Genomic DNA, 26,252 nt, shown 5'->3' with positions numbered 1-26,252 from the left:
GATGTTCTGGTAGGTTGTAAATTGATTTTAGTGGTAGTTTATGGTTGGATTATTCACTTCTGAACCATTCATAGTCTTGAATATCGCCTTCGTCATCCATTAAACTCGCTAAAAATATATCGAGACTATCAGCCTGTATGTAACCAATTTCTTGGTCCGCACCAAAACGGATGATTTGTCCCGCAGTACCTTTTTTGTCCGGAGCAAAATCGAACGCCAAAAAATTACCGTTCTGCAAATCAAAAAACGGAATCCAATATGGCGTAGTGTACATTAGTAATGTTTTGCCTTCGTTGGTACTGTAGGTATCCAACAACTCCTTTTGCGTCCAATCGTTATATATCCTTTGCCAATCTTTCCATTCTTGAAAAATTTTCTCGGCACCCATAATCGCTGAGTTTTGCACACCGTTATGTAGGGTTAAAAATTCTTTTATGATAGTCGGGAAAGGATATCCGGCAGCAGCCTCAAACTCCGCATAAATAGCATCATTGTTTTTAGGCGGAATAATAGTGAGTCCTTTCGTATGGACCAATTGCACAAATTGTTGCACTACTTTCTCAAAACGGCTTTCAGCTTCTAATTGAATAAACGGAGCTATAAAGTCCGCTTTTTCCTTCGCTAATTTTTCCGCAATATATTCATTGGGTATTTTCTCCGAAATAAATACGCCGGTCTTATCAAAAACTATATTGTTTTTAAAGTTGGAAATTGGCTGACAACTAAAAGAGTTGGCACCAAAAAAATACACTTTTGAGGTGGTGATTTCGTTTCTGCTCGTTCGCTCATCAACAACGGAGAACCATTCGTTGAACAAAGATGTGTTTTCTATTTCAGCTGTAAAGATTTCCTTGCCTTCTAAATAAGCGATGCCGAAGTACTTGGAATTGGATATGTCTTCTGGAGTTATAAAGAGAAGTTTTAAAACCTCTTTACCTGTAGCCTCTTTAAATGCATCTAATAGCGCATCGCAAAATGTAAAACTATTGTCAATATCGTCTGGGTCTTCTAACGGAGGTAAGGTGTTGACCGGCATCACATCAAAATGAAAATCTTCCCATTTCATTTGTTCCACATGCTCTGAAAACGCAATTCTGTTTCTCATCTTCACTTATTTATTGATGCCGCTAAGGTACCTGAGAATAATGGAGAGGCTATCCCCGAAAAGGGTGATTTTAATTTTTTAAACAGAAATTTAAGTGATGTCGGAATTGAAAATTTAAACAGGTAATTGCTTAATGAACTTACGCATAGGTCCGTAACTACCGTGCACCGATGAAAAATTGGGAGCTAAGTTTTCAATTAAATCAGCAGGTGAAAAACTTGGTAGTTGATCTAGACAGGTAATCATCAAATTCTTCTCGATGAGTAGATCTTGATGATGAATAGCATCACATTGCAGGGCATAATTTAGTAGTTCTGGATCCAAGCCTTTGGTTCTGAATTCACCTTGAAACTCATTGGTTTCATTCGCCTCGTTATCGTTATTTTTAAGCGTAACCGATTGGGTTTCGGACATGGGTCCGTTGCCGTGCCTGGTTTGATAACAACGTGTTACATAGAAAATACGCACAGTAGCAGTGGGACCCAAATGGTCTTTAATAAGTTGAATGGCATTTTTAGAAGTCGTGTAACTCCAAGTGGTATGCGGGTGAAAACCATGTTGCGTATCTAAAAGAATACCTTGGCTGCCCTCAAAAATAAAATGTTCAAAGTGTGCCGCTATTTCTGGTAGCCTTACCAATTGATAAAAGGGTTCAATAGCCGAACAGGTTTCTAAAAAGTAATCTTCGTCATAGGTGCTAAGTTCGTTGAAGTAGTATTCTTGAACGCTTTTGGGTTGGTGCAACAGCTTGGTTTCGTAGTACGTTCGTATACTTTTTAGTCGCTGTTTTGCGACCCAATTGAACTGTAAATCGTTGGCAAAGAAATAAACCTCCTCTTTATTTCTGGCGATTGTTGTGCCAAAACCCAGACCACAAGAACCGTGGTTTTGCTGTTTTTCCAAAGCCCTGTTATAGGCAATGTCATACATGGTAGTAATCATTGCCAACGGGTGAACATACAGTTGCGGCTTGTACTTTTTTAGAAAGTTACCCTCTTGTAAAATGGCAGGCGGAAATACCGTAGTATGCTCCGTGTAAAAGGTGGGAACGCCAACGAGGGTACCCGAACCAAAATTGCTAAAGGTATGTGTAAGTGCATCCGTGGTTACGGTGTGCCCAATTTGGTGTCCGCCAGAAAACCGGACCACAATACTTTGTTCAGGTTGTTGCGATGCTAGAAAATCGGTCGTTAACCCTTTACCGGCATCGCCAAAACCTAAATCTATAACTATACTACATTGCTGCATTTATAACATATCTTCAACTTCGGTATCGGAAATGCCCGAAGTAGTGTTGCCCGTAGTTGGTGTATGGTGTTGAATCACTAATTCCGCAATCCGTTTGGCTACTTTTTTGTAATCGGGCATCACAATAAAATGCTCACCAAGTAATTCTTTCCAGTTACCTTTTCTATTTGGGGATTTAGACCATTCGCTGTGCTCTAGGTGCATATGAAAAACATTGTATTTTTCTTGAGCTTCATTGATAATAGCCTCGGTTGTAATGGTTTCGGCTTCCTCTGCGGCAGTGTATTTTTTTATAATCGCTGCGGGAATCGTAGGGAAAACCGGTTCATCGCCAATGGTGAACAAAAAGCCTTTTTGCTTTCTTTTCTCCCAGCAATCTATAGAAGTATGACGTGCCGCAAATATATGCGCCAAGTTGTAGCCTTCTTGATTATTACCGCCACCGCCGCCTTCTAGATATACACGGGTTAACCAACGGTCAAGTAATTCGGCAGAAGATTCAAACTGCCCTACTTGTAACGGTGCATGGTCATAAACGAAATCTCCCAAACCTAGAAAAAGTACTTGTGGATGCTCTATACCGGCTTCCATTAACGAGCCGATTAAATCTGGCAAAGCTTCTTTTACAATAAGTTCTGGCACAAAGCCCATACTGCCCGTTACATCTAAACCTACAATGATGGAAACAGTTTCTGGATGCTCTTTTGAATCTCTAGACTCCCTAACAATTACGTTGGCGGGGTCCATTTCGGGGTCTAATTGTGAAGCGGTAAATATCTCGTCCCTAGATTTGTTGCTGTAGCCTTTAGATGTTCTAAGTTTTGAATATGCCTCGTGACTAAATCTTCCTCCTCCCATAATTACAGTTCATTTATTTGTCCACCGAACAAATACGCGTAGCGCTTCTTTGCCAGTTCTAATTTAATTTCCAGATTTCTGATTTTAACTGACATCTCTAAGTCTTTGGCAACATAGTCCTTCGCATCAAAATCTGAAGCTAAGACCAAACTGTTCGCATCTGTCGGGCTCATATCTAACATATTTTCCTGCTCACGTTTCAGTCGTTTTAAAGACAACGCCAAGTCTTCCGTTTCACGCTTGTACATTAGTTGCGCATCTTCGGCAATGGCACTTGCACGGTCGTCTCTTATTTTTTCGTTGTTGCGCTTTAGCGATTCTAAGAAAGCGGCATTCGTTATTTTGTCTTCCATGAAAATTTCTTTGGGACAAAGCTATGTTGAACCTTGATTTTCTATATCCCTGAAAAGGGTGATTTTAGTATTTAGCGTAGTAATGAGTTCATCTCAATATCACTGAAAACGGTGAGTGATATTTTAAACCCTACGCGCATCTTTGTAGTTCATATTTACATCCTGTCAAATCAATTAAACAGTACTTATGAAATTGGAAATGAGCGATGTTTTTCAGCAAAGATTACCGCTGAAATACTTAAAGTTTCTTCAGGAAAACCCAAAAGGTGCACCACTGAAAAATAATAGTAGATGGGATAAGCGCACTTGGAATCTAATGGGAACTGAGGCATTGCTAAAACGATGGGAAATGAAAGGAGTAGGTGAAGCAGCCAACTACGAATGTTTAAAACTGTACACACAAGTTCAAGAAGAAGTAGGGATGGAGCTCACGGCACCTTCAGCACATTTTCGCTCTGTAAAATTAGAGCGCGTAGCCAAAGGTTTTGTAATAGGTGAGGAGAATGGCGATTACCTATATTTAGACCCCGAATGCAAATTTACGGTTTGGGCATATTACCACGATGGGGGCGAAGTAGCATTAATATCCAAGTCTTTTTCGGAACTTTTAAGAACTCAAAAACCGTTATAATATAATAATTACAAACACTTATGGTTCACATAGAATTTTCTTCGGATAGCTTTCAAATTAACTCCGTTGCGGTAGAATTCCCTATACCCCTTGCAACTTTAAAAACGTGTATTTCCCCTGACTGTAAAGAGCATAAAGGAAAAAATAAGACACTTTTTGTTTGGGAAAATTTGGGGATTATCGGGTATTCATCCGATGGGGATTCGGTAGATTCCTTGGGATTTGAATTGGAAATTTCAACCTATGATTTCAGTCCTAAAGTAGTTTTTAGCGGAACATTCAATTACAATGGTGAAGATATTCTTCAATATTACAAAACCCATGAGGATGAACGGATTACAACATTCAAAGGGGACGATTCCGGAGCTTTGGTGCAAAACGGATTAAGTGCTTGGTTTAGCATATCGAAAGACGTTGTATGCGCCATTGAAGTGAGCATTCACAAACCATACGTGCGAGGCGCGGGAATACCGGAAGACAAATACACCATTAAGCCGCTCGATGAAGAAGAAATTGAGTTTACGGATTTTGGCTTTAAACTTTCCATCATTGAAGAATTGATGTATATGAAAGGACTGTTGAAACCGAAATTTGATTTGTATGAGTTTGCAGATTGGTATAAGGGTCGTGAAATAGATATTGACGAAGAAGGTTATGAGCCCATAGCTGAAGTAACCCAGTATTTTAAAGATTTGCCTATTCCCAAACGTTTGGCTCCGGAGATTACTGAAATCTATCAAGATGGCGGAAACGATATTTATATGAACCTATCACCTTTTTCTGGGGGAGCGGTAGAATATTGGGATATTGAACGGAGCGATGATGTGAAGCATTTTCCCAATTTAAAGAAAGCCACCTTGTGTTACGCACAAGAACATATATGTGATGAATTCGTTATTCTTGGTATTGATGCCGAGTGGATATGATTCTTTGGCGTATTTTATTTGATATGTAGTTCGGTCAACGATTCTGTTACCTAGAAATAAAAAACCTCGTAAACATTGGTGTTACGAGGTTTCTGAGTGGAGCCGGAGGGAGTCGAACCCTCGTCCAAACAAGCAATTACAGAGCTTTCTACATGTTTAGTTTCCGATTGATTTTCGATGCATATCTGACCGGAAACGGCCTAATATACACTTAGCTTCTTAAAGTTTTGGTGCCGCTACCAAAGCAATAACGACCTTATGTTGACTTTTCTGGTGCCTCTAAATGAACCGCCGCCAACAAGGGCTGTTCAGAGACATCTCGCTTTCCGACCTTGTCGGAACGAGGCAAATCTTACTATAATTCAGATTATGCGGCAAGAGCGTAATTGTTTTCGCCAATTAAAAGTGTGAAGTATGATATTAATGAGCTGTACCCCAGCGCTCAACATGCTTACAATGCCATTGGTCTCGCTGTCAAAACCAGTCGGCCCCATAAATATCCGCAACAGCCAAAACTATTGCGGTCGGCAAAGATACCCCAAAAAGTATTCCAAAAAAAGTTTTGATAGGCTGCAATCAAAAGTTACATTTGAAACCATAGTCCATTCACAAGTTATAAAAGCCTGTACACATGAAGTTCGGAATCATTCAAGAGCGTAAAACTCCACCAGACCGTCGCGTTGTTCTATCGCCTGAAGCCTGCCAAAAAGTCTTATCTCGCCATTCTGATGCCCAAATAGTGGTGGAACCGTCACCAATCCGAGTTTTTTCGGATGAAGAATACCGGGAAAAAGGAATAGAGGTTGCTGCCAAAATGGAAGAGTGTGATGTTTTGTTAGGAGTAAAAGAAGTGCCGATTAAAAATCTAATTCCGAATAAAAAATACTTTTTCTTTTCCCATACCATAAAGGAGCAACCGTATAACCGAGACTTGTTACGTGCCATATTGGAGAAGAATATAGAGCTTTATGACCATGAGGTCATTACCAATCAAAACGAACAACGCTTGGTAGCTTTTGGTCGTTATGCTGGTATTGTAGGGGCATATAACGGGTTACGTGCTTATGGGCTTAAATTTAATTTGTACGAATTACCAAAGGCTGAAAACCTAGCCAATCAGCAAGAACTGATTGCTGAGCTGAATAAAATAAGGTTACCTAACATTAAAATAATTCTTACCGGTAGGGGAAGAGTGGGTAATGGCGCAAGAGAGATGTTGGATGCCATGAATATTAAAAAAGTGAATGTCACCGAATATTTGGAAGATTCTTTTGATGAGCCTGTATACTGCCAAATTGATGCTTCGGATTACAACAAACGAAAAGACGGAGTAAGAGGTAATAAAGCTGATTTTTTTGCGAACCCGGAAGAATACAAGAGTAATTTTTATCGCTTTACCCAAGTATCGGACTTTTTTATTGCAGGGCATTTTTATGGACAAGGAGCGCCGTATCTCTTCACACGAGAAGATGCCAAAAAAGAAGATTTTAAAATAAAAGTGGTTGCCGATGTTAGTTGTGATATAGATGGGCCAGTTGCGACCACCATAAAACCATCAACAATCGCTGATCCCATTTATGGGTATGATCCTAAAACAGAAAAGGAAACGGATTTTAAAAATGATTCCGCTATTGCCGTTATGGCCGTTGATAATTTGCCCTGTGAAATTCCACAAGATGCGAGTGAAGGATTTGGACAGGCATTTATTAAAAATGTAATTCCAGCATTCTTTAATGATGATAAAGATGGTGTATTGGAGCGAGCACGAATGACGAAAGATGGTAAACTAACGGAGCGTTACAGCTACTTGTCCAATTATATAGCGGGTTAACGATGAATTAAAAAAAGGTTTAGTTTTCGTTAAGTTACTGTTAATATTTTATATATTGCTAAGCTTTAGAAAACGAGAACTTATGACATTCAATTGGATTACTGGTCGCGAAATCGATGAGAAATTACATCGTATTTGTATAGAGCTTGAGTATGAGTTCCGTCCAATAATTACCAAGTTCCTTATAGCGAACTTTGATGTAAAATCATGTTCGGATTTTTCTTGTTTCCATTTTGATGTAGACCTAAAGACTAAAAGGGTTACCCTTTCAGATGATACACCTTTGCAATACCTGCAGCAGATTAAGCCTTCCTTTGAGCGTGAAATGAAGTTAGCCTTGGACAATTTTAATTAGTATTACCACTTTCTCTATATCCTATCGCTGCTTTAGAGTGGTCCAATAATCGAATACATAAGTTGTCATTAAGATATGACTGCCTTTTTTACTTTATAGTCGGTTAAGAGTCCAAGGGAACCCTTTAAACATATCCTTTTATGGTACAAAATAGGTTACATCTTTCTAATAGAGACAAGTAAGTTTAAACTTTCTGGTTACTGATGGTCATGGTGCCATGACCACGTAAGAAGGGTTTCAGGGCCCAAAATGAAACCCAGATAAAACTGCCAAAACCAAAAATCCATAACCAGGCATCCACCAAGAATAGAGAGTTAAAAAGGCTGTGGGCCAGAACTAATGGTTTGCTGACAATGTCCCATGAGTTAAAACGTAAAAATCGTCCAAGAAAAACACCATATCCGCTAAGCAAACTTACAAAGAGCAGGATGGCATTGGCCAAAACCGGATGGTTTCGCTTTCTTAGAAAACTAAAAACATCCATCATGGATAAAACACCCAATACAAGTCCGTTAAGGGCAAAAACAAAAAATAGCAATAGGTCTAACCAGAAAGTAGGTTGGTTGTCATCTAAATGCACAAAATCTGTTATAATATAGGGGCTATTAGGTAAAAAGAGTACCCAGAAAAATAGAATAAGAATACGGAAGCCTTTGGATTTATTTACGCGAACATTAAATAAAAATTGCTTTGATAAAAAAAGAGGGATTAGCGCTAAAAAAAGATTCCATAATAAAAATGTAAAATCAATTGATTGGGTAACATACACCCGCAACGCTAAAAGAGCACAGCCTAATGCGGTTAATAATAATAATCGCTTATGAAATAGGTTATTTGTTAAAGTGCTGATAATCATGAAAAAATAATAGAGATTTGGTCTATAAAGTACAACGGAAGCTACCTATATTTGTTGTTATCGGTTTTAATTTTAACCTATGAATCCTGCAGAAAACTACATCTTGAACAAATCTGAGCCTTTTAGAAGTATTTTATTGCATTTGCAATCCGTTATCGAGCGAACGGTACCCGATGCTGATTTAAAGTTCAAATATAGAATTCCGTTTTATTATATCAATGAAACGCCCTTTTGTTATTTAAACCAAAGTAAAGATTATATAGACCTGGGTTTTTGGAAGGCCGCTTATCTAACAAAACATCAAGAACATCTAGTCAACAAAGGTCGTAAAGTAATGAAGTCTTTGCGATATACTTCACTTGAAGAAATCGATAACAATATATTAACGGATGTACTAAAGGAGGCTTATTCAGTTAAGGATGAGAAATTTTATAAGTGACAAGCTAAACTTCGGTCTTAAATTTTTTTCAATATTAGAAGTGAATTATTCTGAACGTCCGTTACATGCCTAAATACGGTCTTTAGGTTTTTATACTCTTCCGCAGCTATATGGGTTGAGTTGAGGGATAGATTGAATAATATGCTAATATGTTTTTCGTTTGCTTGTGTTTGAAACTTCATTTCAACAAGTCCGTTATCTAATTTTACAGTTTTGGACTCCGGAAGTTCGTGTACGGCATACCCATCTGGAACGCTAATGACCATGAGGTATTTGTAAATTCGTGTGTAACCAAAATCTACAGGATACGTTCTTTTTTCCAATAAGAATGGATTTTCAGAAAAAAAACGGACTAAAAACGGATTAAAGTAAACCATATCCCCATTTAAAATATTGGGTATTTCAAACTCCAATCGCTCGGAGGTGGATGTATCGCTCTGTAGTTCCTCTTGACGTTCATACGATGTAATCATAAAATCACCGCTAACGGCTTTCTCAATATACTTGAGATAATCTTCTTCATGCCGGTAGCTATCTATCTCTTTACGGGTGATTAAAGCATTGTAACCGGTATTGCTAATTGCGAACTTGCCTATTGCTTTCTTGCTCTCAACATCAAAGTTGAGTTGAATACGTACTTGATGTTTATTGTTGTTTTTCGGGGTTATTTCGTACCAGTAACTGTCCTTTTTAAAATCCATTACCCTACCATAATAATTTAGAGCTCTGTAGGGTAGCATGCCAAATGCCATATATTTATTGGTAGCATCCAACAAATAGGTCTCTCCGTCAATATCTAGTTTGGCTATACAATAGTTAAAATCGCTCATGACGGGATGGCTCATTTTTGGAAGGCCGCTTTTTCGGGTAGATATCAACATTAAATTGGCTTTTAGGTCTGCAGCATTCAATAGGTTAATAAGAGATAGGTTTATTTCAGAAACATTTCCGCGGCCTATATCAAAGGCATCTTTAACGCGGGCTTTGCCATATATGCCGTATTCCTCGTTCCAAGTATAATGTTTTTGAACAAATGCATAAATATTCTTTGCCCGCTTTAGTTCATTGGGTTCGTTAAGCAGTGTTTCGGGTACATGTTTTTCAAAAAAACCTTTTTTGGTAAGCTGTCTTCCTATGTCTTTATCTGATTTAAATTCTTTGTCAACGTCTTTCCAGGTTTTGGTATATTGATTGGTAAATCCTGAAAAATCAGTGAATTCCGAAAGCTCAAAATCTATTCGGGAAATATAGTTAGATGGTGCCAGCATAAATTCTTCTGCAATTTCAAATGCAGGTATATCGTTCATTGCATATTTTAAAACCTCGCAGCTGGCACTTCTATAGCCTTCTATGTGAAAACAATTGTTTTTAACATCGGCTTCATTAACATCTAATTTTAATTCGCCGATCATGGCCCTATTGTAGACATAATTTCCTGGGATTTTAGCGTTGAACTCGCTGTATATTTTAGGAATATCCGATTGAAAGGTCCACCCCTTGAAATTGTAGATATAGGGAGAAATAAGTTTGTACTTATACTCTAGTACACTTCCTTTTTTTACGTTGGGAAAAGCAAAGGTACGCTCGGTTCTAAACTCATGTACATCCTTTGTATATATGTCTTTTGACAGAACTTGAAACCGATTGTTACCATTGTGGGTAATAGCCTTTAACTCTTCTAGCTTTTCATTATTTTTTTCGGTTTTCCTCAGTGGAATTGAAATATCTGCCTGATCAAAACCTCTTTCATTTAAAATTTTGATTTTAATGTGATATTCTTTTACAATTCTAATTCTATCATCAATGACCTTGAAATAATTATCGCCGCGTTCATATAGAACCACGGCACTTGCAGTTGTATCTTTTGAATACGTAGTCATTTCCAATTCTTCTGTAGATACTTCCCCAAAAGTATCGGGTTGCTGAGATTGAATTAGATTGATGGACAATATAAAAAGAAAGGATAAAGTGTATCGAATACGCATGCGAATGGTTTTGCTCTATTCTTAACTTTCTTAAATGTCAATTATTGCCAATATATACCTCTTGTCGAAAAAAACAACCGACAGTAATCTTCGTAATAACAAGCAATGGTAAAAGAAATTTAAAAAAAATCTACTGAAGTCCGTTTACAGTTTTTCTAATTGCGGTTAAATTGGTCAATAAGCGCTCTAAATGGTCTAGGTGCAGCATATTGGCGCCATCACTTTTGGCATTTGCCGGGTCAAAATGGGTTTCCATAAAAATACCGTCCACACCTGCGGCAATTCCCGCACGTGCCATGGTATTGATCAGTTCCGGGCGACCACCGGTAACACCTGAAGCTTGGTTAGGTTGTTGCAGGGAATGCGTCACATCAAGCACTACAGGGGCGTATTCTTTCATAGTGGGAATACCTCTAAAATCAACCACCATATCTTGATAACCGAACATGGTGCCACGATCGGTAATCCAGACTTGTTCGTTTCCAGAATCGATTACTTTGGTCACGGCGTGTTTCATGCTTTCCGGACTCATAAATTGTCCCTTTTTCAGATTGACCACTTTACCGGTTTTTGCTGCGGCTACAACCAAATCGGTCTGGCGAACTAAAAAAGCTGGGATTTGTAATACATCAACATACTCTGCCGCCATTTCGGCATCGGAAATTTCGTGAATATCGGTTATGGTCGGAACATGAAAAGTTTCCGAAACTTTACGCAGAATTTTTAAGGCTTTCTCATCGCCGATTCCAGTGAATGAATCTACTCGACTACGGTTGGCCTTTTTAAAACTTCCTTTAAAAACATACGGAATCTTTAGAGCATCGGTAACCGAAACAATCTTTTCGGCAATGCGCAGCGCCATTTCTTCTCCTTCAATGGCACACGGGCCTGAAAGTAGAAAAAAGTTATTGCTGTCAGTATGTTTTATTTGCGGTATTAAGGATAAGTCCATTCGTCGAATATTTTTGAGCAAAGATACTATTTTATGAGGCTAACTGTTGTCTTTACATAAGATTGTATAAAAACCAAATTTAAATGTATCTTAAACAATGCCTACCCTTGTTTTTACTACTGTTACTTGTTTGTCAAGCTAATGCCCAGTTCGGCAAAAATTGCGAGTTAAGACAAATGAAGGTCAATCTCCTAAACCCTGGTTTTGAGTATGAAATGGCACTTGGAACGAACACTACTTTTGATGTCAAAGCGGGAATGCAAGTCGGTTTAGACCCGTTACGGTCCGATCTTTATAAAGAGTTGGGGTTTTTTCCTGCTGTGGCCGGTCAATACCGGTATTACCACAACTTTGAAAAACGACAACAAAATAGAAGACAGATTTATGGTAACTCCGCCAATTATGTAGCCCCTGCTGTGGCGGTTTTTTTTCCAGGTACAAGAACAATTGATGGTGAAGAAGTAAAAGGAGCTTTTGGTTATGCGGGATTGGTAACAGGTTTGCAGCGTAGTTATGATTCGGGATTCAATTTTTCTGTTGATGTTGGTGCAGCTTACTACGCAGGGCAGTTTGAAGGCGGTATTTATCCCGTTGCTAATCTGAGTATCGGGTGGATTATTAGTAAAAAAAGATGGTGTATAGGGCGTTAACATGTAATTTATATAGGTTAAAGATTAGTTATTTTTTCTTACAACTAGTTTAGGAAAAATGAATTTTAGGCTTGATATTTGATGAGTGTTTAGGTTTAATACATACCGCAACCATCTTATGAAAAACACCTACGCCTTGTTCGTTTTTTTTGCCTTTACCATTTTAGCAAATGGACAGAACCAAAGAAATGTTGAAGACCATCAAGTACAATTGGGGTTGCCCATGCCGGCCATTTTGTATGAAAAAGGATTAGGAAAAAACACAACTGCCACTATAGAGTTTGTTGCGGGTTTTGGTTTAAGAGGATGTAGTGGGTGCGAAACGGAGTTTGGTTTTTTTCCAACATTTAGGGGACAGTTTCGCTATTATTACAATATGGAAAGAAGACAGGAGAAAGGGAAAAATATCTCTGGTAATTCAGGAAACTATATAGCCATTCTAATGGCGTATCAAGATCAAAATCCAATTTTTGGAGACTTGTATTTAGCGGAAAGTGTTTTAGGTATGGGCCCTGTATATGGGTTACAGCGAATCTATAGAGGTGGTTTTTTCTACCGTTTAGAAGGTGGCTTAGGGTATTTTAATACCGAATATGATAATGGTCTAGGTGTATTCTTGGGTGCAAGAGTAGGTTGGGTACTGGGTAAACGCCGTTAACTTATGTGCGGATATTTTTACTTGCGGTTTTGGTAAGAAAAAGGACCTAGCTTAAAGTAGTTGTATGTAATTGCAGCGAACCCTCTAAAAATCAACAACATAAAAATAACATAAGTTTGTGTTACTGCTAGAAAAATAGGAGTATCTTTGCACGCTTAAAATAGCGGCGGATTGCTATTAAATAATTACATATGTCAACAACAACAAAGAACATCGCGATCATCGCGCACGTAGACCACGGTAAAACCACCTTGGTAGATAAAATTATGTATCACTGTCAATTGTTTCGTGAGAACCAGAACACAGGAGACCTAATTTTGGATAATAATGATTTGGAACGTGAACGTGGTATTACCATTACCTCTAAAAACGTATCCGTTGTTTATAAAGATACCAAGATTAACATCATCGATACTCCTGGTCACGCCGATTTTGGTGGTGAAGTAGAGCGTGTATTGAACATGGCCGATGGGGTTTTGTTGTTAGTAGATGCTTTTGAGGGACCAATGCCGCAAACGCGTTTTGTACTTCAAAAAGCAATTGACCTTGGTTTAAAGCCTTGTGTGGTTATCAATAAAGTTGATAAAGAAAACTGTACTCCAGAAGAAGTACATGAGAAGGTTTTTGACTTAATGTTCGAGTTGGGTGCTGAAGAATGGCAGCTAGATTTCCCTACCGTATATGGTTCTGCAAAGAACAATTGGATGAGCGAAGATTGGCAAAACGAAACAGAAAACATAGAGCCATTGTTAGATATGGTTATTGAGCATATTCCAACTTTTGAACCAAAAGAAGGAAATACGCAAATGTTGATTACATCTTTGGATTTCTCTTCTTTTACCGGTCGTATTGCTATCGGTAGATTACAGAGAGGTACTTTGAAAGAAGGACAACAAATTTCCTTGGTAAAGAGAGATGGATCTATAGTAAAATCTAAAATAAAAGAGCTTTTTACTTTTGAAGGTCTGGGAAGGCTTAAAGTACAAGAAGTGGCAACAGGAGATATCTGTGCTATTACAGGTATTGAAGGTTTTGAAATTGGTGATACCGTTGCCGATATTGAAAACCCAGAAGGTTTAAAGACTATTGCTATAGATGAGCCAACAATGAGTATGTTGTTCACTATTAACGATAGTCCGTTCTTTGGAAAGGATGGTAAATTCGTTACTTCTAGACATATTAATGAAAGACTTCAAAAAGAACTGGAAAAGAACTTGGCGTTACGTGTAAGCGAAACGGATAGTGCGGATAAGTTTTTAGTTTTTGGTCGTGGGGTTTTGCACCTTTCGGTTTTAATTGAAACTATGCGTCGTGAAGGTTACGAACTTCAAATTGGTCAGCCACAGGTTATCATTAAAGAAATAGATGGTGTTAAATGTGAGCCAGTAGAATCTTTGACTATTGATTTGCCGGAAACAGTTTCTGGAAAAGCGGTAGAAATGGTTTCTATGCGTAAAGGTGAAATGACCAGTATGGAGGCTAAAGGTGAGCGTATGGTTTGTGAGTTCTTGATTCCTTCAAGAGGTATCATAGGTCTTCGTAACCAATTGTTGACCGCTACGGCGGGTGAGGCTATTATGGCACACCGTTTCTTGGAATACCAACCAATGAAAGGGGATATTCCACAAAGACAAAACGGTTCTTTGGTTTCTATGGAAACAGGAAAAGCAATTCCTTATTCAATAGATAAGCTACAGGATAGAGGTAAATTCTTTGTTGATCCAGGTGAAGATATTTATGAAGGTCAGGTTATTGGTGAAAACTCTCGTGGCGATGACATGACAGTTAATATTACAAAAACCAAGAAACTTTCTAACGTTCGTTCTTCAGGTGCGGATGATAAAGCTAAGATTGTTCCAGCAATTAAATTCTCATTAGAGGAAGCGTTGGAATACATTCAGAAAGATGAGTACGTTGAGGTTACTCCAAATCATCTACGGCTTAGGAAAATCTACTTAACGGAAGTAGACAGAAAGAGAAATAAAATTGCATAAATAGAGAAGCCTGAACAATGTTCAGGCTTTTTTTTTGATATATAATGAAAGGTTAAAGTCCGTGGTTCGACTACCTTGTTTTTAAAAATTAAAATAAAATCTATGAAAGTATATTTAGCGGGTTTATTATTGTCTTCTGTTATTTTGATGTCATCTTGTAACGAACAGCCTAAGGCTAAGAAAGAAGCGACGGATACTGCGGCACAGGAAGTATCCGATGGTTATGTGATTCCGGAATCTTGGGTCAATAACCGTGTGGAGAAGGCTAAAAGTAAACTTGAAGCAACTGATGCAGGTAAAATTGTTTGGGCGGCTATGGAAGCCCATGGAGGTCTTAAGAATTGGTACGGTAACGGCGCATTATCTTTTCGTTTTAATTACCAACCTTTAGATGGTAGTACGGTGCGCGATAGTTATGAAGTGGTGGATGCATGGCGTAACAAAGCAGTGCATACAAGCACTACGGATAGTACTGCAACATTTGGCTGGGATGGAGAGACTGCTTGGGTGAAAGCTAAGGATTCTACCGCTTTTGCATATGATACTAAGTTTTGGGCGCTTACTCCGCTTTATTTAATGGGGCATCCGTTTATACTGGATGGTGAAGGTGTAAATCTAGAATTGTTGCCGGAAACAACGTATAAGAATAAAGCGAATGATGTGGTAAAAGTAACTTTTGCCGCTGGTACCGGAGATGCACCGGATGATTACTATATTCTTCAGTTCGATAAAGAATCACATTTGTTGACCGCTACAAGATATATAGTTTCTTATCCTGAGTATTTTAAGGATGGAGGTCACAATCCTGAAAAGTTTATGGAGGTTGGTGAATTGGTAAATGTGAGCGGTGTGCTTTTGCCCAATGAACTAAAAACACATTGGACAACCGAAGAAGGGAAGCAGGGTGAGTACATTACACAAATTGATATCTCTGATATTCATTTTGTGAAGGATATTGATGATGATTTCTTCTCCCCTCCAGAAAATGCAACTATAAAATAATAATAAAAAAGAGCCTTGATCAAGGCTCTTTTTTATTATATATTTTGTTGTTTTTTTAGTGGTAGGATATGTTGTGAAAAGCCGCTGCGGCTGCTCCTACAATTCCAGCATGGTTTTTTAAACCTGCTGGTATAACCGGTGTTTCAATAGTAATGCAATCTTTGAATTCATCAAAATCTTTTGATGCACCTCCTCCCAACAGAATGGTGTCCGGAGAAACGATCAATTCTACTAATTTTAAGAATTTATTAAAGCGCTTGCCCCATTTTTTATAGGATAGCCCTTCGCGGTCCTTAGCAGATCCGGCTGCCCAAAGTTCAATTTTTTTGTATTTTTTATACGGAATCTGCCCCAATTCAAAATTTGGAATCAATTTTCCATCAAGAAAAGCACCACTACCAAGTCCGGTCCCAATAGTAATCATGATAACAAGGCCTTCCATATCTTTTCCGGTACCGTAGTTCATAGACGCATAGCCGGCAATATCGGCATCGTTCACCACGGTAAAATCAAGTCCGGTTTTTTTCTTGAAAAGCTCTTCTACATTAACGTTCAGCCAACTTTTATGAAGATTTCCCGGAGACTTGCAAATCCCTCTTTTTATGACCGTAGGGAATCCACAGCCTACTTTTCCTTTGTAATCAAAATGTTTTACAATCTTCGCAACAACATTTGCCATGTCTTCTGGTTTGCGAGATGCGGGAGTAGGTATACGATGACGTTCTGTAACCAGTTCTCCGGTTTCGATATTAACGATGGCACCTTTTATGCCAGAACCTCCTATATCTATACCTAAAACTTCCATTATTTGGTTTTAAAATTTATAGCGACAAAGTAACAAAAACTTTTCAGAGTAATCGAACGATATGGGCATGTACACATTTTATTCGGTAACTGTGAAAAGACCGGTATTGCCCTTATCTAATAGCGGCATCAATTCTTGTACAATTTCAGGGTTCTCCTCTGCAATATTTTTATTCTCCTTGGCATTTCCTTTGTGGTGGTCGTAAAGTTCCACTTCCGGTTCGTTATTTCTGAAATACTTAGTCAGTCTATACGTTTTTGTACGCATGGAAATTCCATTTTTGTAATAACTGTAGGCAACTTCTTCAGTATCTGGAATATTGTATTTTATATGTTTTTCAAAGCTTTCACCGTCAGTAGACTTTGTTTGCTCAATTCCGCACATATCTAATAGGGTAGGGTAGATATCTACGCTTTCCACAATGGCCCTTACCTTCTTTGCTTTATGCTGGGAATATGGGGAGTTAATAATCAATGTGCTTTTCAATGCATTTTCAAAAAGTGTATGTTTTCCCCAAACACGTTGGTCGCCTAAATGCCAACCGTGATCTCCCCAAATAACGATTATGGTGTTTTTATCGAGTTCCAATTCTTTTAATTGTTGGTAAAGCCTCCCTATCTGTGCATCTATGTAACTGATGGAGGCGAGATAGGCGTGTTTCAGTTTACGAGCATACGCATCGGATACCTGTTTGTCCAGACCTGCTTTTTCTTCACCAAGGGCATACTGATTGAACTCACTGCTTGCATGAAGACTTTTTTGGTTGATATTTTCAGGAATATTAGGGTTAGTGGAAACTGGCAAGTTTTCTTCATTGTAAAGGTCCCAGTATTTTTTGGGAGCGTTAAAAGGAAGGTGTGGTTTAAAAAAACCGACGCCCATAAAAAAAGGTTCTTCATTTTTCTTAAGTTCTTTTAATTTGGAGATGGCAAGATTGGTCGTTAAGCCATCAGGATAGCCCTGGTCATCGGTTTCGCCAGCTTCATAGGGCTTCACTTGTTTTTTAAGGCTCTGTCTGTTCTCACCGCTTTCATAGGCAAAGAAAGCGTTCCAACCAGTTTTCCATTTTCCGGAATCGAATGCTAGGTCACTCCAGCTATGGGGAAGTTCTTTTTTAGTGGTTGGTTCTTCTTCATAGCCGTAGACGTATCCATCCGCCGAATGGCTTATTTTTCCTATGCCTACCGTATGATATCCTACTTGTTTAAAACGATGGATAAATGTTTCTGGAACTGATGATTCAGGTTTTGTAGAAAGTTCTTCAACAATGGCATTGTTTGAAAGATGAACAGGTTTTGACGGACGCATTCCAGTAAGAATGGCATGTCTTGAAGCACCACAAGTAGGAACTTGAACGTAGTGATTCGTAAAAAGAGCTCCGCTTTTAGCAAGAGCGTCCATATTAGGAGATTTTACATAGTGTTTACCATAAGCGCCAAGTTCGGTACGGAGGTCATCAACACAGATAAAAAGTACATTGGGTTTTTCGGTTTGAGCGGATAGGGAGGTTATGCCTATCATGAAAAATAGGCCGGTGAAATATTTGAACATTTTAAGGTGGTTTGGTAATTGAAACTAAATATACAGCTTTTATGAAAGCAATCCGTTCTGATGGAGAATGTCAAAAATTAACTGGTCCACTTCGCTGAGCTTATCTTTTTGGTCATAGGTTAGCCAAGCAATTTCATATAATTCCGAATCGGGCAAAAACTCACCTGAATGCATAGCGGTGTAACAGGTCATCCGCGATAAAATTCCCGGTTTCTTACCTAAAGCCTGTGCCTCAAAGATACCAACGAATTCCATGGAAAGACTATCAATATCAATGTTGAGCATGTCTTTAGTGGTCGTTAAAAGTGTTTGAGCATCCGTTTCCCCTTCTATTCGTATCCCTTTTGGAATAAAATAGAAATCCGTATCGGCGTTCAGTTTTTTTAAACAAAGAATCCGTTTGTCTATAAGGTGTATCCATGCCAAATGGTCTATTATATCTTCGGACGGTTCTACATAATAATCAATGGAATTAAGGGAATGATCAGGGTCTATGATATCTAAGATTTTATCCATCAATCTTCCCGCGGCGGTCAAGGTCCCCAACTTTTTGTTTCTGCCCAAGGCGCTTGAAATGGTTTCATCCCTATTGCCGAATTTGTACCTGTTTTTGTTGGTCCAGAGGACGTTCATTAGATGTTGCATCATAACGTTTCCCAACTGGTCTACGGAAATGGCAATTTTTAGCAAATACTCTCCAATTCCTTTTATTCCACGAGTAAATAGGCTGTGGAAAATACCATATACAAAACCCAGTGGTCCGGTAATGGCCAGCAAAATAATGGCAATGACAAATAATAGTGCCCCAATGAATGGGTTTACCGGCTTATCCGGTCTGTAGGTTTGTTTTTTTAAGATCATGATATCGGCTTGAGGATGCCAAAGCGGCAAATCTTTAATTACAATTTAAAGATACCGGTTTCAGATTATTGACCTTAATTTTAAGAGCGTATATCAGTAATTTAATTTCAACTTAAGCGGCAAATGGTCAGAATAGCCTTTAGGTACAAAGTTTGGATTTGAAGATTTGTATTTGAATGATCTAGGGCGTCCGCTAGAGGTTGCTAGTATATTATCGTCAATAATGTCAAAAGTGCCTATGTCTGCGGTAATGCCATTACCGGATAAGAATCCGCGGGTAACCACCAACTGATCTAGCATTTGGTAGCGGTTGGTGAAAACGGTTCCATCATATAAGCCACTTAAAAAGTAAGTGCCCGTATTTCCAGAAGCCGATTTATTCATTATTGAGGTACTTAAATTATATAGAAAAGTCTCTCTGGCCCGGTATTTATAAGTGTGAACGAATTTATCAAAGTCATTGGTCTCTCCTTTAACCTTGTCAAGGTCCCTGGATGCCTTTAAATGTTGAATGATACTACGGTCAAAAGGCTCATCGTTAAAATCACCCACAACCAAAACTTTGCCTTCCCATTTAGCTTGAATAGCCGCCAAATCATCATTGGCCTGAAGGGTTTCGTAAGTGGTAGAGTCCACTTTGGTATGTGCTTCCACAAGGAAGGCTATATGCTCTGCAACCGCAATACGCAAAGGTTCGGAATGGTATTGCCCTCTACTACGGGATGGCCAGTGAGATGCTATGACCACAAACTCTTCACCTGTGGCATTTATTTTAAAAACGACTTCAAAAATATCTCGGGTCCGGTATCTTAAATGCACGAGGTGGGAAGTTCTTGATACTACGGTAAGTTTATCTGGATTATATGCCATGGCTACATCAATACCTCGTAAATCGCTTGTGCCGGAAGCATCAAAAACCACACTTAGGTTGTTCATGCCTGCTTCATCCAGTAAATCTTGTAAAAGCGTATCTTTTTCAATTTCGCAGACCGTTAGTAGGTCTATTTGTTCATTGGGCCAAATGAGGTTTAGACCTTCGGCAAGATTTCTCTTTTTTATGTTGAAGACTTCATCGGTCCAACCTTCTTCGGGCGTAAAGCTGAAGTCATTGGAGATAGGGTCGTCATCCGTGTCAAAAAAGTTTTGAAGATTCCACCAGGCAAAATTGATATGGGGCATAACATCTTGTTTTTAAGAATTTATGTTTCCACGGCAAAACGTGCTCATTAAAAAAATAGCATAGCCGACTGTCTAAAGTTATGAAAATTAGAGACTTTGTATGTTACCCTTATGTAGGGATAAGGTTGTTTTATGTGTAATTGGTATGTTTATCTACACCACTCGCTGTACAACTTCAAAGATTTTGTTTCCATCGCATTTTAGGGTTTTTGATGGATATTTTAAAATCAAGGCATAATCATGGGTGGCCATTAAAATAGAACGGCCGGATTTGTGTATTTCCTGTAGCACTTTCATAACCTCTACGCTGGTCTGTGGGTCTAGGTTTCCGGTAGGTTCATCGGCTAATATGAGCTCAGGGTCGTTAAGAAGTGCCCTGGCGATAGCCACCCGCTGTTGCTCCCCGCCAGAAAGCTGATGTGGAAATTTAAAGCCTTTGGTTTTCATGCCCACTTTATTGAGGACATCCTCTATTTTTTGGTTCATTTTGTGGTTGTCTTTCCAACCTGTAGCTTTAAGAACAAAATGAAGGTTTTTATTGATCGTGCGGTCCGGTAACAACTTAAAATCCTGAAAAACAATACCGATTTTTCTGCGCAAAAACGGAATGTCTTTTTCCCTTAATTTGGTGAGGTCAAAATCTACAATACTTCCAGTACCTTGTTTAAGGGGTAGGTCTCCGTAGAGGGTTTTCATGAAGCTACTTTTACCGCTTCCTGTTTTTCCTATCAAATAAACGAATTCGCCTTTTCTTACATCAAGTGTTACCTCGTTTAAAACAAGACTATCTTTTTGAAAAATAGCCGCATCCTTTAGCTCTAAAATCGTTTCTGACATCATTAAGGGTACCTGGTTTCGGGTTCAATTTGTTAATCAATCGTTAAAGGTTGGGCGTAGTTCCGCATTGTAATCGCCAAATCTCGAACTTTGAATCGTAATATTGATATAAAAGTAATAAGTTAAAAACTAACGTACGACAGGCATTGAGAAAATATTTTTGCTTTTTTCATGATTGCCGAGAGTGAAAAATATAAAGATGAAAACACTTTTCACCGTATACTTATATGCAATATTCAACGTTATTAAATTAATTAACGGTAATATATATTTCTAGTTAGAACACTATGCTAAAAAAAATAACCGCGCTTATCCCTATTTTTCTGGGGATGGTTTCTGTGGGAGTCGCTCAAGAAACCAAGATTTATACCCACGATCAAAAACAATATCAAGATGCCTTGGCACTCTATAACAATGAGCAGTACCAAGCCGCACAGTCCATTTTTGCCAAAGTAAAAGAAAACAGTGACAATTTAGAGACTAAATCTAATAGTGCCTATTATGAGGCTAATGCTGCTGTACGCTTAAATCAGTTGGGAGCTGATAGGTTAATGGAGGATTTTGTGGCCAACTATCCCACTTCCACCAAAAGAAATTCAGCTTATGTAGATGTGGCCGAGTATTATTTTGAGACCGGTAAATATCCGTATGCCTTAAAATGGTACAATAAAGTGGAACAAAGTGCACTTTCTCGGAAAGAGATGGATAAGTTCAATTTTAATTATGGGTATTCTTTGTATTCATCAGGTAAGCAAAAGCAAGCTGAAAGTTACCTTCAAAAGGTAGAAAATTCTCCTGTTTACGGTTCTCAGGCTAAATACTATATGGGCTATATCGCATATCAGCAAGATGATTATGATACGGCCAACCAGCGTTTTGACCAGATAAAAGATCCAGAAATTCTTCAGGAAAAAATGGACTACTACCAAGCGGACATGAATTTTAAGCTTGGTAAGTTTGACGAGGCAATCGCTTTGGCAAAAAAACAAATGGCAAAGGGTGATCGTAAAGAGAAATCCGAACTCAGTAAAATTATTGGGGAGAGTTATTTCAACTTAAAAGAATATTCAAATGCTATTCCTTATTTAGAAGATTATAAAGGGAAAAAAGGCAAGTGGAGCAATACGGATTATTACCTTTTAGGATATTCATACTACAAGCAAGGTGACTATGCCAATGCTGTTCAGCAGTTCAATAAAATTATAGGTGGAACGAACAATGTTTCTCAAAATGCCTATTACCATTTAGCGGAATGTTATTTGAAGTTGGATAAAAAGCAGGAAGCCTTGAATGCTTTCAGGAATGCTACGCAAATGGACTTCTCACAAGAAATTCAAAAAGATGCCTACTTAAATTATGCCCGATTGAGCTATGAGGTAGGGAATGCCTACGAACCGGTTCCACAGGTCATAACGGATTATTTGGCGAAGTATCCCGATAGTCCGAACAAAGAAGAGATGCAAGAATTGTTGGTAGATTCATACATCACCTCTAAAAACTTTGCAGGAGCCATGGAGTTGCTTGAGAAGAACAAGAACTACGCTAGTAAGGAGACGTATCAAAAAGTGGCCTATTACCGTGGGATAGAATTGTTCATGAACGGGGAATACACTGCTGCGGCAGAAAATTTAGGAAAGTCTTTAGGTAGTGCGGAAGATGCTACTTTTAAAGCGAAAGCAAATTATTGGAAAGCGGAAGCGGAATATGCGCTCAACAATTTTAGTGACGCATTGGTGGATTATATTCAATTTCAACAAAATCCAGCGGCAAAATCAACGGAAGAATACAAGGAGTTAGATTATAATTTAGCCTATACCTATTTTAAGCTGAAAGACTATAGTAATGCTATTTCTTACTTCAGCAACTTTACAGGTGCGGGGTCTAGCGATACCCAAAAATTATACGATGGTTATCTTCGGTTAGGCGATAGTTATTTTGTGACCAGTAAATATTGGCCTGCTATTGAAACGTACAATAAGGCACTTTCATTATCAGGACCTGAGAAAGATTATGCAGCGTATCAAAAGGCAATTAGCTACGGTTTTGTTGACAGACGTGACACGAAGATTGAGGAGTTAAGAACTTTCGTTTCGGCATATCCAAAATCTAGCTTAAAAGATGATGCCCTTTTTGAAATGGCAAATACTTTAATTTCTACCGGGCAAGAACAAAAAGGTCTTCAGACCTATCAACGTATGATCAATGAATACAAAGCTAGTTCATTGGTGCCGCAGGCAATGATGCGTCAAGGTTTGGTGCATTATAATGCCAGTAGAAACGAGCAAGCGTTGACCGAGTTTAAATCTGTTGTTCATAATTTTCCGAACACACAGGAGGCCATTCAAGCTGTGTCTACCGCAAAATTGATTTATGTTGATTTAGGTCGCGTGGACGAGTATGCGGAGTGGGTGCAGAAACTCGATTTTGTGGAGGTTACCGATAGTGAGCTGGACAACGCCACTTTTGAGTCTGCGGATAAACAAAACTTGGAAGGCAATAAAGAGGCTGCCATCAGAGGATATGAGAATTACATAAAACAATTCCCAAGCGGATTAAGTGCCGTGAAAGCGAATTTTAATTTGGCACAACTTTATTTTGCTAAAGGAGAAAAAGAAAAAGCATTACCGAATTACAAATTCGTTGCCGATAAAATGGGAAGCGAATATGCGGAACAGGCTTTGACCCGTGTTTGTGAAATTTACATCGGTAAAAAAGATTATGCATCGGCGTTGCCCTATTTACAGCGTTTGGAAAATCAAGCGGATATTCAGCAAAATAGAACTTTTGCACAGTCTAATTTAATGAAAGGGTATTACGAGCAAAAAGATTATGGTAAGACCTTGGCCTATGCCGAAAAAGTATTGGCTACACCAATAATCGATAATCGTATTAAAAGTGATGCACAGATAATGATTGCACGTTCGGCAATTGCAACGGGCGATGAAGCTAAAGCAGAAAGCGCTTATGCAGATGTGTTGAAAATAGCATCTGGTGCAACTGCTGCGGAAGCATTGTATTATGACGCCTATTTTAAAAGCAAGTCTCAAGATTATGAGAATTCGAACATTGCCGTTCAGAAATTGGCGAAAGACTATTCAGGTTATAAGGAATGGGGCGGAAAAGGATTGATTATCATGGCAAAGAATTTCTATGCTTTGGGAGATGCCTACCAGGCCACCTATATTTTGGATAGTGTGATCAGTAATTTTAGTCAGTATGAGGATATTGTTTCCGATGCAAAAAGCGAGCTGTCTATTATCAAGGCAAAAGAAGCACAGAGCAACTCATCCGTGAGGACCGATTAAAATTAGAAAACAGTTTAACAATATTGAAAATTGAATTTAAACGAAGTTTTCTAGAATCGACTTCGTTTTAAAGGTGTAAATTCAAAAAAGAACACAGAATGCACAAACATATAAAGCTCACACTTATTTTTCTTACTGGTGTTTTTCAGTTTGCTATAGCGCAAGAAGATGAAGAAAAAGATGATATTGGTACAGAAACGGTTACCGTTACCAAGGCGTATACACCAACGATTAACGATGCTTTTAAAATTAAAACAATGCCGAATCTTAATGATTCTATTGTTTTGCAGAAGAAAAAGATAAACTATAGTATTTTTTCGGTTCCTGTGGCTTCTACATTTACCCCTGCAAAGGGTAAGGCATCGGCCGTGAAAAAAACGCCTCCTCCTGTGCTATATAATTCGTACGCTTCGGCTGGTATAGGTAATCCGGCGAATTTAATGGGTAAGTTTTATACCAGTAGAACTATTGATCGTGAATCTGGTTATACAATTGGACTTGAACATAATTCATCTCGTGGAGATATTGATGGTGTTGCGCTAGATAATATCTACTCAAACTCTAGGTTAGATGCGGGGTACACCAAACGAGATAGTGATTTTGATTGGGGTGTAAACGTAGGTGCACAGCACCAATTGTACAATTGGTATGGTATTCCTGATGCTACTTTTACCGAGGAAGAGGTAGATGGTATTGATGAACGCCAAAATTATTACATGGCCGAAGCATCAGGTTATATAAATGTTGAGGATTCGTATTTTGAGAATGCTAAATTGGAGTACAGACGTTTTTGGGATGCCGTTAAATCTGGTGAAAACCGAGCGGTTTTCAATACGGGATTTTCTTTTCCGGTAGCTGATGAAAATTTTAATATCAAAGCTAAAGTTGATTACGTGAGCGGTAGTTTTGAGAATTCTAGTTTAAATAATCCAACAAATGTACCGGGTATAGACTATAGTAATCTTCAGGTGGGAATCAATCCAAGTTTGGCCTTGGCAAAAGATGGTCTCTCGCTAAATTTGGGCGTCAATTTGGTATATGGTCTTGATAGCGAAAACAGCGATAGCAATTTTTATATTTATCCGGCGGTTACCGCTTCTTACAGACTGTTAGAGGATATGGCAATAGTGTATGGTGGTGTAGAGGGCGATTTAATGCAGAACTCATACTACGGTTTTGTAGAGGATAACCCGTATGTGTCACCAACGTTGACCATTGTCCCTACAGATAAAAAGTACGATGCTTATTTAGGTCTTAAAGGGCAGATTTTAACAAATTTGAGTTATAATGCGAAGGTGAGTTACACTACGGAAGATAGAAAGGCACTTTACAAGCTAAACCCTCAGAATGAAGGGAGAACCGATGAAAAAGGATACTATTACAGCAATTCTTTTGAAGTTTTTTATGATGACGTAAAAACGATTTCAGCCTTTGGTGAGTTGAATGTAGATGTAAATAGAAACTTTAGCTTAGGTGTTAATGTTGAGTATTTCAATTACAATACAGAAACCGATAATCCGGCGTGGAACCTTCCTAATTTAACGAGTTCCCTGTTCATGGATTATCAAATAGGTGAAAAATGGTATGCAGGTGCTAACTTGTTTTATGTTGGTGAGCGTGATGATGTGGCCACGATTGCTTCTGCAAGTGGAAATCCGGCAGACTTTTTTGCGACTCCCGTAACTTTAGACGGGTATTTTGATGCCAATGCCCATGTAGGATACCGTTGGAACGATCAGCTTTCTTTCTTCTTGAAAGTGGCCAATATTGCAAATAATAATTACCAACGTTGGTCTAACTATCCCGTTCAGGGCTTGCAAGTTATGGGTGGTTTGACTTATAAATTTGACCTTTAATTTTTCTTGATAAAA

The 26,252-nt window shown here is 38.5% G+C and carries 23 protein-coding genes and 1 other RNA gene; 11 read left to right on the top strand and 13 right to left on the bottom strand.

Going from position 1 to position 26,252, the window contains the following annotated elements; genetic code table 11:
* Window positions 1-49: 49 nt before the first annotated feature.
* The 4 genes from P0077_RS03485 to P0077_RS03470 form a co-directional block, all read right to left on the bottom strand.
* A complete protein-coding gene (locus P0077_RS03485) occupies window positions 50-1,105 on the bottom strand; it encodes an SMI1/KNR4 family protein (RefSeq protein ID WP_276167774.1) in 1,056 nt (351 codons plus the stop codon).
* A 114-nt stretch (window positions 1,106-1,219) separates the two neighbouring features.
* Window positions 1,220-2,353: an adenylosuccinate synthetase gene (locus tag P0077_RS03480; protein WP_276167773.1), complete on the bottom strand. Its 1,134-nt coding sequence runs from the start codon at window positions 2,351-2,353 to the stop codon at window positions 1,220-1,222.
* Entirely contained in the window at window positions 2,354-3,211 is an 858-nt protein-coding gene (locus P0077_RS03475; RefSeq protein WP_276167772.1) for a hypothetical protein, read from the bottom strand.
* 2 nt (window positions 3,212-3,213) lie between these two features.
* A complete protein-coding gene (locus tag P0077_RS03470) occupies window positions 3,214-3,564 on the bottom strand; it encodes a hypothetical protein (protein WP_116770521.1) in 351 nt (116 codons plus the stop codon).
* A gap of 187 nt (window positions 3,565-3,751) precedes the next feature.
* Between P0077_RS03470 and P0077_RS03465 the strand changes: the two genes are divergently transcribed.
* Both P0077_RS03465 and P0077_RS03460 read left to right on the top strand, forming a co-directional pair.
* Window positions 3,752-4,195 (top strand): SMI1/KNR4 family protein, encoded by a 444-nt coding sequence (locus tag P0077_RS03465; protein WP_276167771.1) that lies wholly within the window; start codon window positions 3,752-3,754, stop codon window positions 4,193-4,195.
* A 20-nt stretch (window positions 4,196-4,215) separates the two neighbouring features.
* Window positions 4,216-5,121, top strand: coding sequence for a DUF6892 domain-containing protein (locus tag P0077_RS03460; RefSeq protein ID WP_276167770.1), 906 nt, complete (start codon window positions 4,216-4,218; stop codon window positions 5,119-5,121).
* A 94-nt stretch (window positions 5,122-5,215) separates the two neighbouring features.
* On the opposite strand, the gene ssrA is transcribed toward P0077_RS03460, so the two are convergent.
* Window positions 5,216-5,613, bottom strand: a transfer-messenger RNA (tmRNA) gene (gene ssrA / locus P0077_RS03455).
* Between the two features lie 139 nt (window positions 5,614-5,752).
* On the opposite strand from ssrA, the gene P0077_RS03450 reads away from it, so the two are divergent.
* Window positions 5,753-6,952: an NAD(P)-dependent oxidoreductase gene (locus P0077_RS03450; protein WP_276167769.1), complete on the top strand. Its 1,200-nt coding sequence runs from the start codon at window positions 5,753-5,755 to the stop codon at window positions 6,950-6,952.
* An 82-nt stretch (window positions 6,953-7,034) separates the two neighbouring features.
* The gene (locus P0077_RS03445; RefSeq protein WP_276167768.1) at window positions 7,035-7,307 is read left to right on the top strand and encodes a hypothetical protein; all 273 of its coding nucleotides are present in this window, start codon (window positions 7,035-7,037) and stop codon (window positions 7,305-7,307) included.
* Between the two features lie 184 nt (window positions 7,308-7,491).
* On the opposite strand, the gene P0077_RS03440 is transcribed toward P0077_RS03445, so the two are convergent.
* Entirely contained in the window at window positions 7,492-8,163 is a 672-nt protein-coding gene (locus tag P0077_RS03440; protein ID WP_276167767.1) for a DUF1361 domain-containing protein, read from the bottom strand.
* Window positions 8,164-8,242: 79 nt separating this feature from the next.
* Here P0077_RS03440 and P0077_RS03435 point away from each other — a divergent pair, with 79 nt between their 5' ends.
* Complete coding sequence (locus P0077_RS03435; protein ID WP_276167766.1) at window positions 8,243-8,602, top strand: DUF1801 domain-containing protein; 360 nt, start codon at window positions 8,243-8,245, stop codon at window positions 8,600-8,602.
* Window positions 8,603-8,619: 17 nt separating this feature from the next.
* Here the strand turns inward: P0077_RS03435 and P0077_RS03430 are convergent, their stop codons facing one another.
* Complete coding sequence (locus tag P0077_RS03430) at window positions 8,620-10,587, bottom strand: DUF3858 domain-containing protein (protein WP_276167765.1); 1,968 nt, start codon at window positions 10,585-10,587, stop codon at window positions 8,620-8,622.
* Between the two features lie 130 nt (window positions 10,588-10,717).
* Complete coding sequence (gene kdsA, locus P0077_RS03425; RefSeq protein ID WP_276167764.1) at window positions 10,718-11,539, bottom strand: 3-deoxy-8-phosphooctulonate synthase; 822 nt, start codon at window positions 11,537-11,539, stop codon at window positions 10,718-10,720.
* 176 nt (window positions 11,540-11,715) lie between these two features.
* Between kdsA and P0077_RS03420 the strand changes: the two genes are divergently transcribed.
* The 4 genes from P0077_RS03420 (at window position 11,716) to P0077_RS03405 (ending at window position 15,843) form a co-directional block, all read left to right on the top strand.
* Complete coding sequence (locus P0077_RS03420; protein ID WP_276167763.1) at window positions 11,716-12,189, top strand: hypothetical protein; 474 nt, start codon at window positions 11,716-11,718, stop codon at window positions 12,187-12,189.
* Window positions 12,190-12,307: 118 nt separating this feature from the next.
* Window positions 12,308-12,847: a hypothetical protein gene (locus P0077_RS03415; RefSeq protein ID WP_276167762.1), complete on the top strand. Its 540-nt coding sequence runs from the start codon at window positions 12,308-12,310 to the stop codon at window positions 12,845-12,847.
* Between the two features lie 191 nt (window positions 12,848-13,038).
* A complete protein-coding gene (typA, locus tag P0077_RS03410) occupies window positions 13,039-14,841 on the top strand; it encodes a translational GTPase TypA (protein WP_276167761.1) in 1,803 nt (600 codons plus the stop codon).
* 102 nt (window positions 14,842-14,943) lie between these two features.
* Window positions 14,944-15,843, top strand: coding sequence for a hypothetical protein (locus P0077_RS03405; protein WP_276167760.1), 900 nt, complete (start codon window positions 14,944-14,946; stop codon window positions 15,841-15,843).
* Between the two features lie 55 nt (window positions 15,844-15,898).
* Here P0077_RS03405 and ppgK read toward each other — a convergent pair whose 3' ends face one another.
* From ppgK to P0077_RS03380, 5 genes are all read right to left on the bottom strand, one after another.
* Window positions 15,899-16,648 (bottom strand): polyphosphate--glucose phosphotransferase, encoded by a 750-nt coding sequence (gene ppgK, locus P0077_RS03400; protein ID WP_276167759.1) that lies wholly within the window; start codon window positions 16,646-16,648, stop codon window positions 15,899-15,901.
* Between the two features lie 78 nt (window positions 16,649-16,726).
* Window positions 16,727-18,199, bottom strand: coding sequence for a sulfatase (locus P0077_RS03395; RefSeq protein ID WP_276167758.1), 1,473 nt, complete (start codon window positions 18,197-18,199; stop codon window positions 16,727-16,729).
* 39 nt (window positions 18,200-18,238) lie between these two features.
* Window positions 18,239-19,060 (bottom strand): NUDIX hydrolase, encoded by an 822-nt coding sequence (locus tag P0077_RS03390; protein ID WP_276167757.1) that lies wholly within the window; start codon window positions 19,058-19,060, stop codon window positions 18,239-18,241.
* A gap of 93 nt (window positions 19,061-19,153) precedes the next feature.
* Entirely contained in the window at window positions 19,154-20,239 is a 1,086-nt protein-coding gene (locus P0077_RS03385) for an endonuclease/exonuclease/phosphatase family protein (RefSeq protein WP_276167756.1), read from the bottom strand.
* A 153-nt stretch (window positions 20,240-20,392) separates the two neighbouring features.
* The gene (locus P0077_RS03380; RefSeq protein ID WP_276169164.1) at window positions 20,393-21,076 is read right to left on the bottom strand and encodes a cell division ATP-binding protein FtsE; all 684 of its coding nucleotides are present in this window, start codon (window positions 21,074-21,076) and stop codon (window positions 20,393-20,395) included.
* Between the two features lie 287 nt (window positions 21,077-21,363).
* Between P0077_RS03380 and P0077_RS03375 the strand changes: the two genes are divergently transcribed.
* Together P0077_RS03375 and P0077_RS03370 are read left to right on the top strand one after the other, a co-directional pair.
* Window positions 21,364-24,381, top strand: coding sequence for a tetratricopeptide repeat protein (locus tag P0077_RS03375; protein WP_276167755.1), 3,018 nt, complete (start codon window positions 21,364-21,366; stop codon window positions 24,379-24,381).
* A 98-nt stretch (window positions 24,382-24,479) separates the two neighbouring features.
* A complete protein-coding gene (locus P0077_RS03370) occupies window positions 24,480-26,237 on the top strand; it encodes a TonB-dependent receptor (protein ID WP_276167754.1) in 1,758 nt (585 codons plus the stop codon).
* The last annotated feature ends 15 nt before the right edge of the window (window positions 26,238-26,252 follow it).

Source organism: Zobellia alginiliquefaciens (assembly GCF_029323795.1).
GTDB classification, from domain to species: Bacteria; Bacteroidota; Bacteroidia; order Flavobacteriales; family Flavobacteriaceae; genus Zobellia; species Zobellia alginiliquefaciens.
Note: the sequence above shows the minus strand (reverse complement) of the source record. Positions and strands in the feature narration are given on the sequence as shown.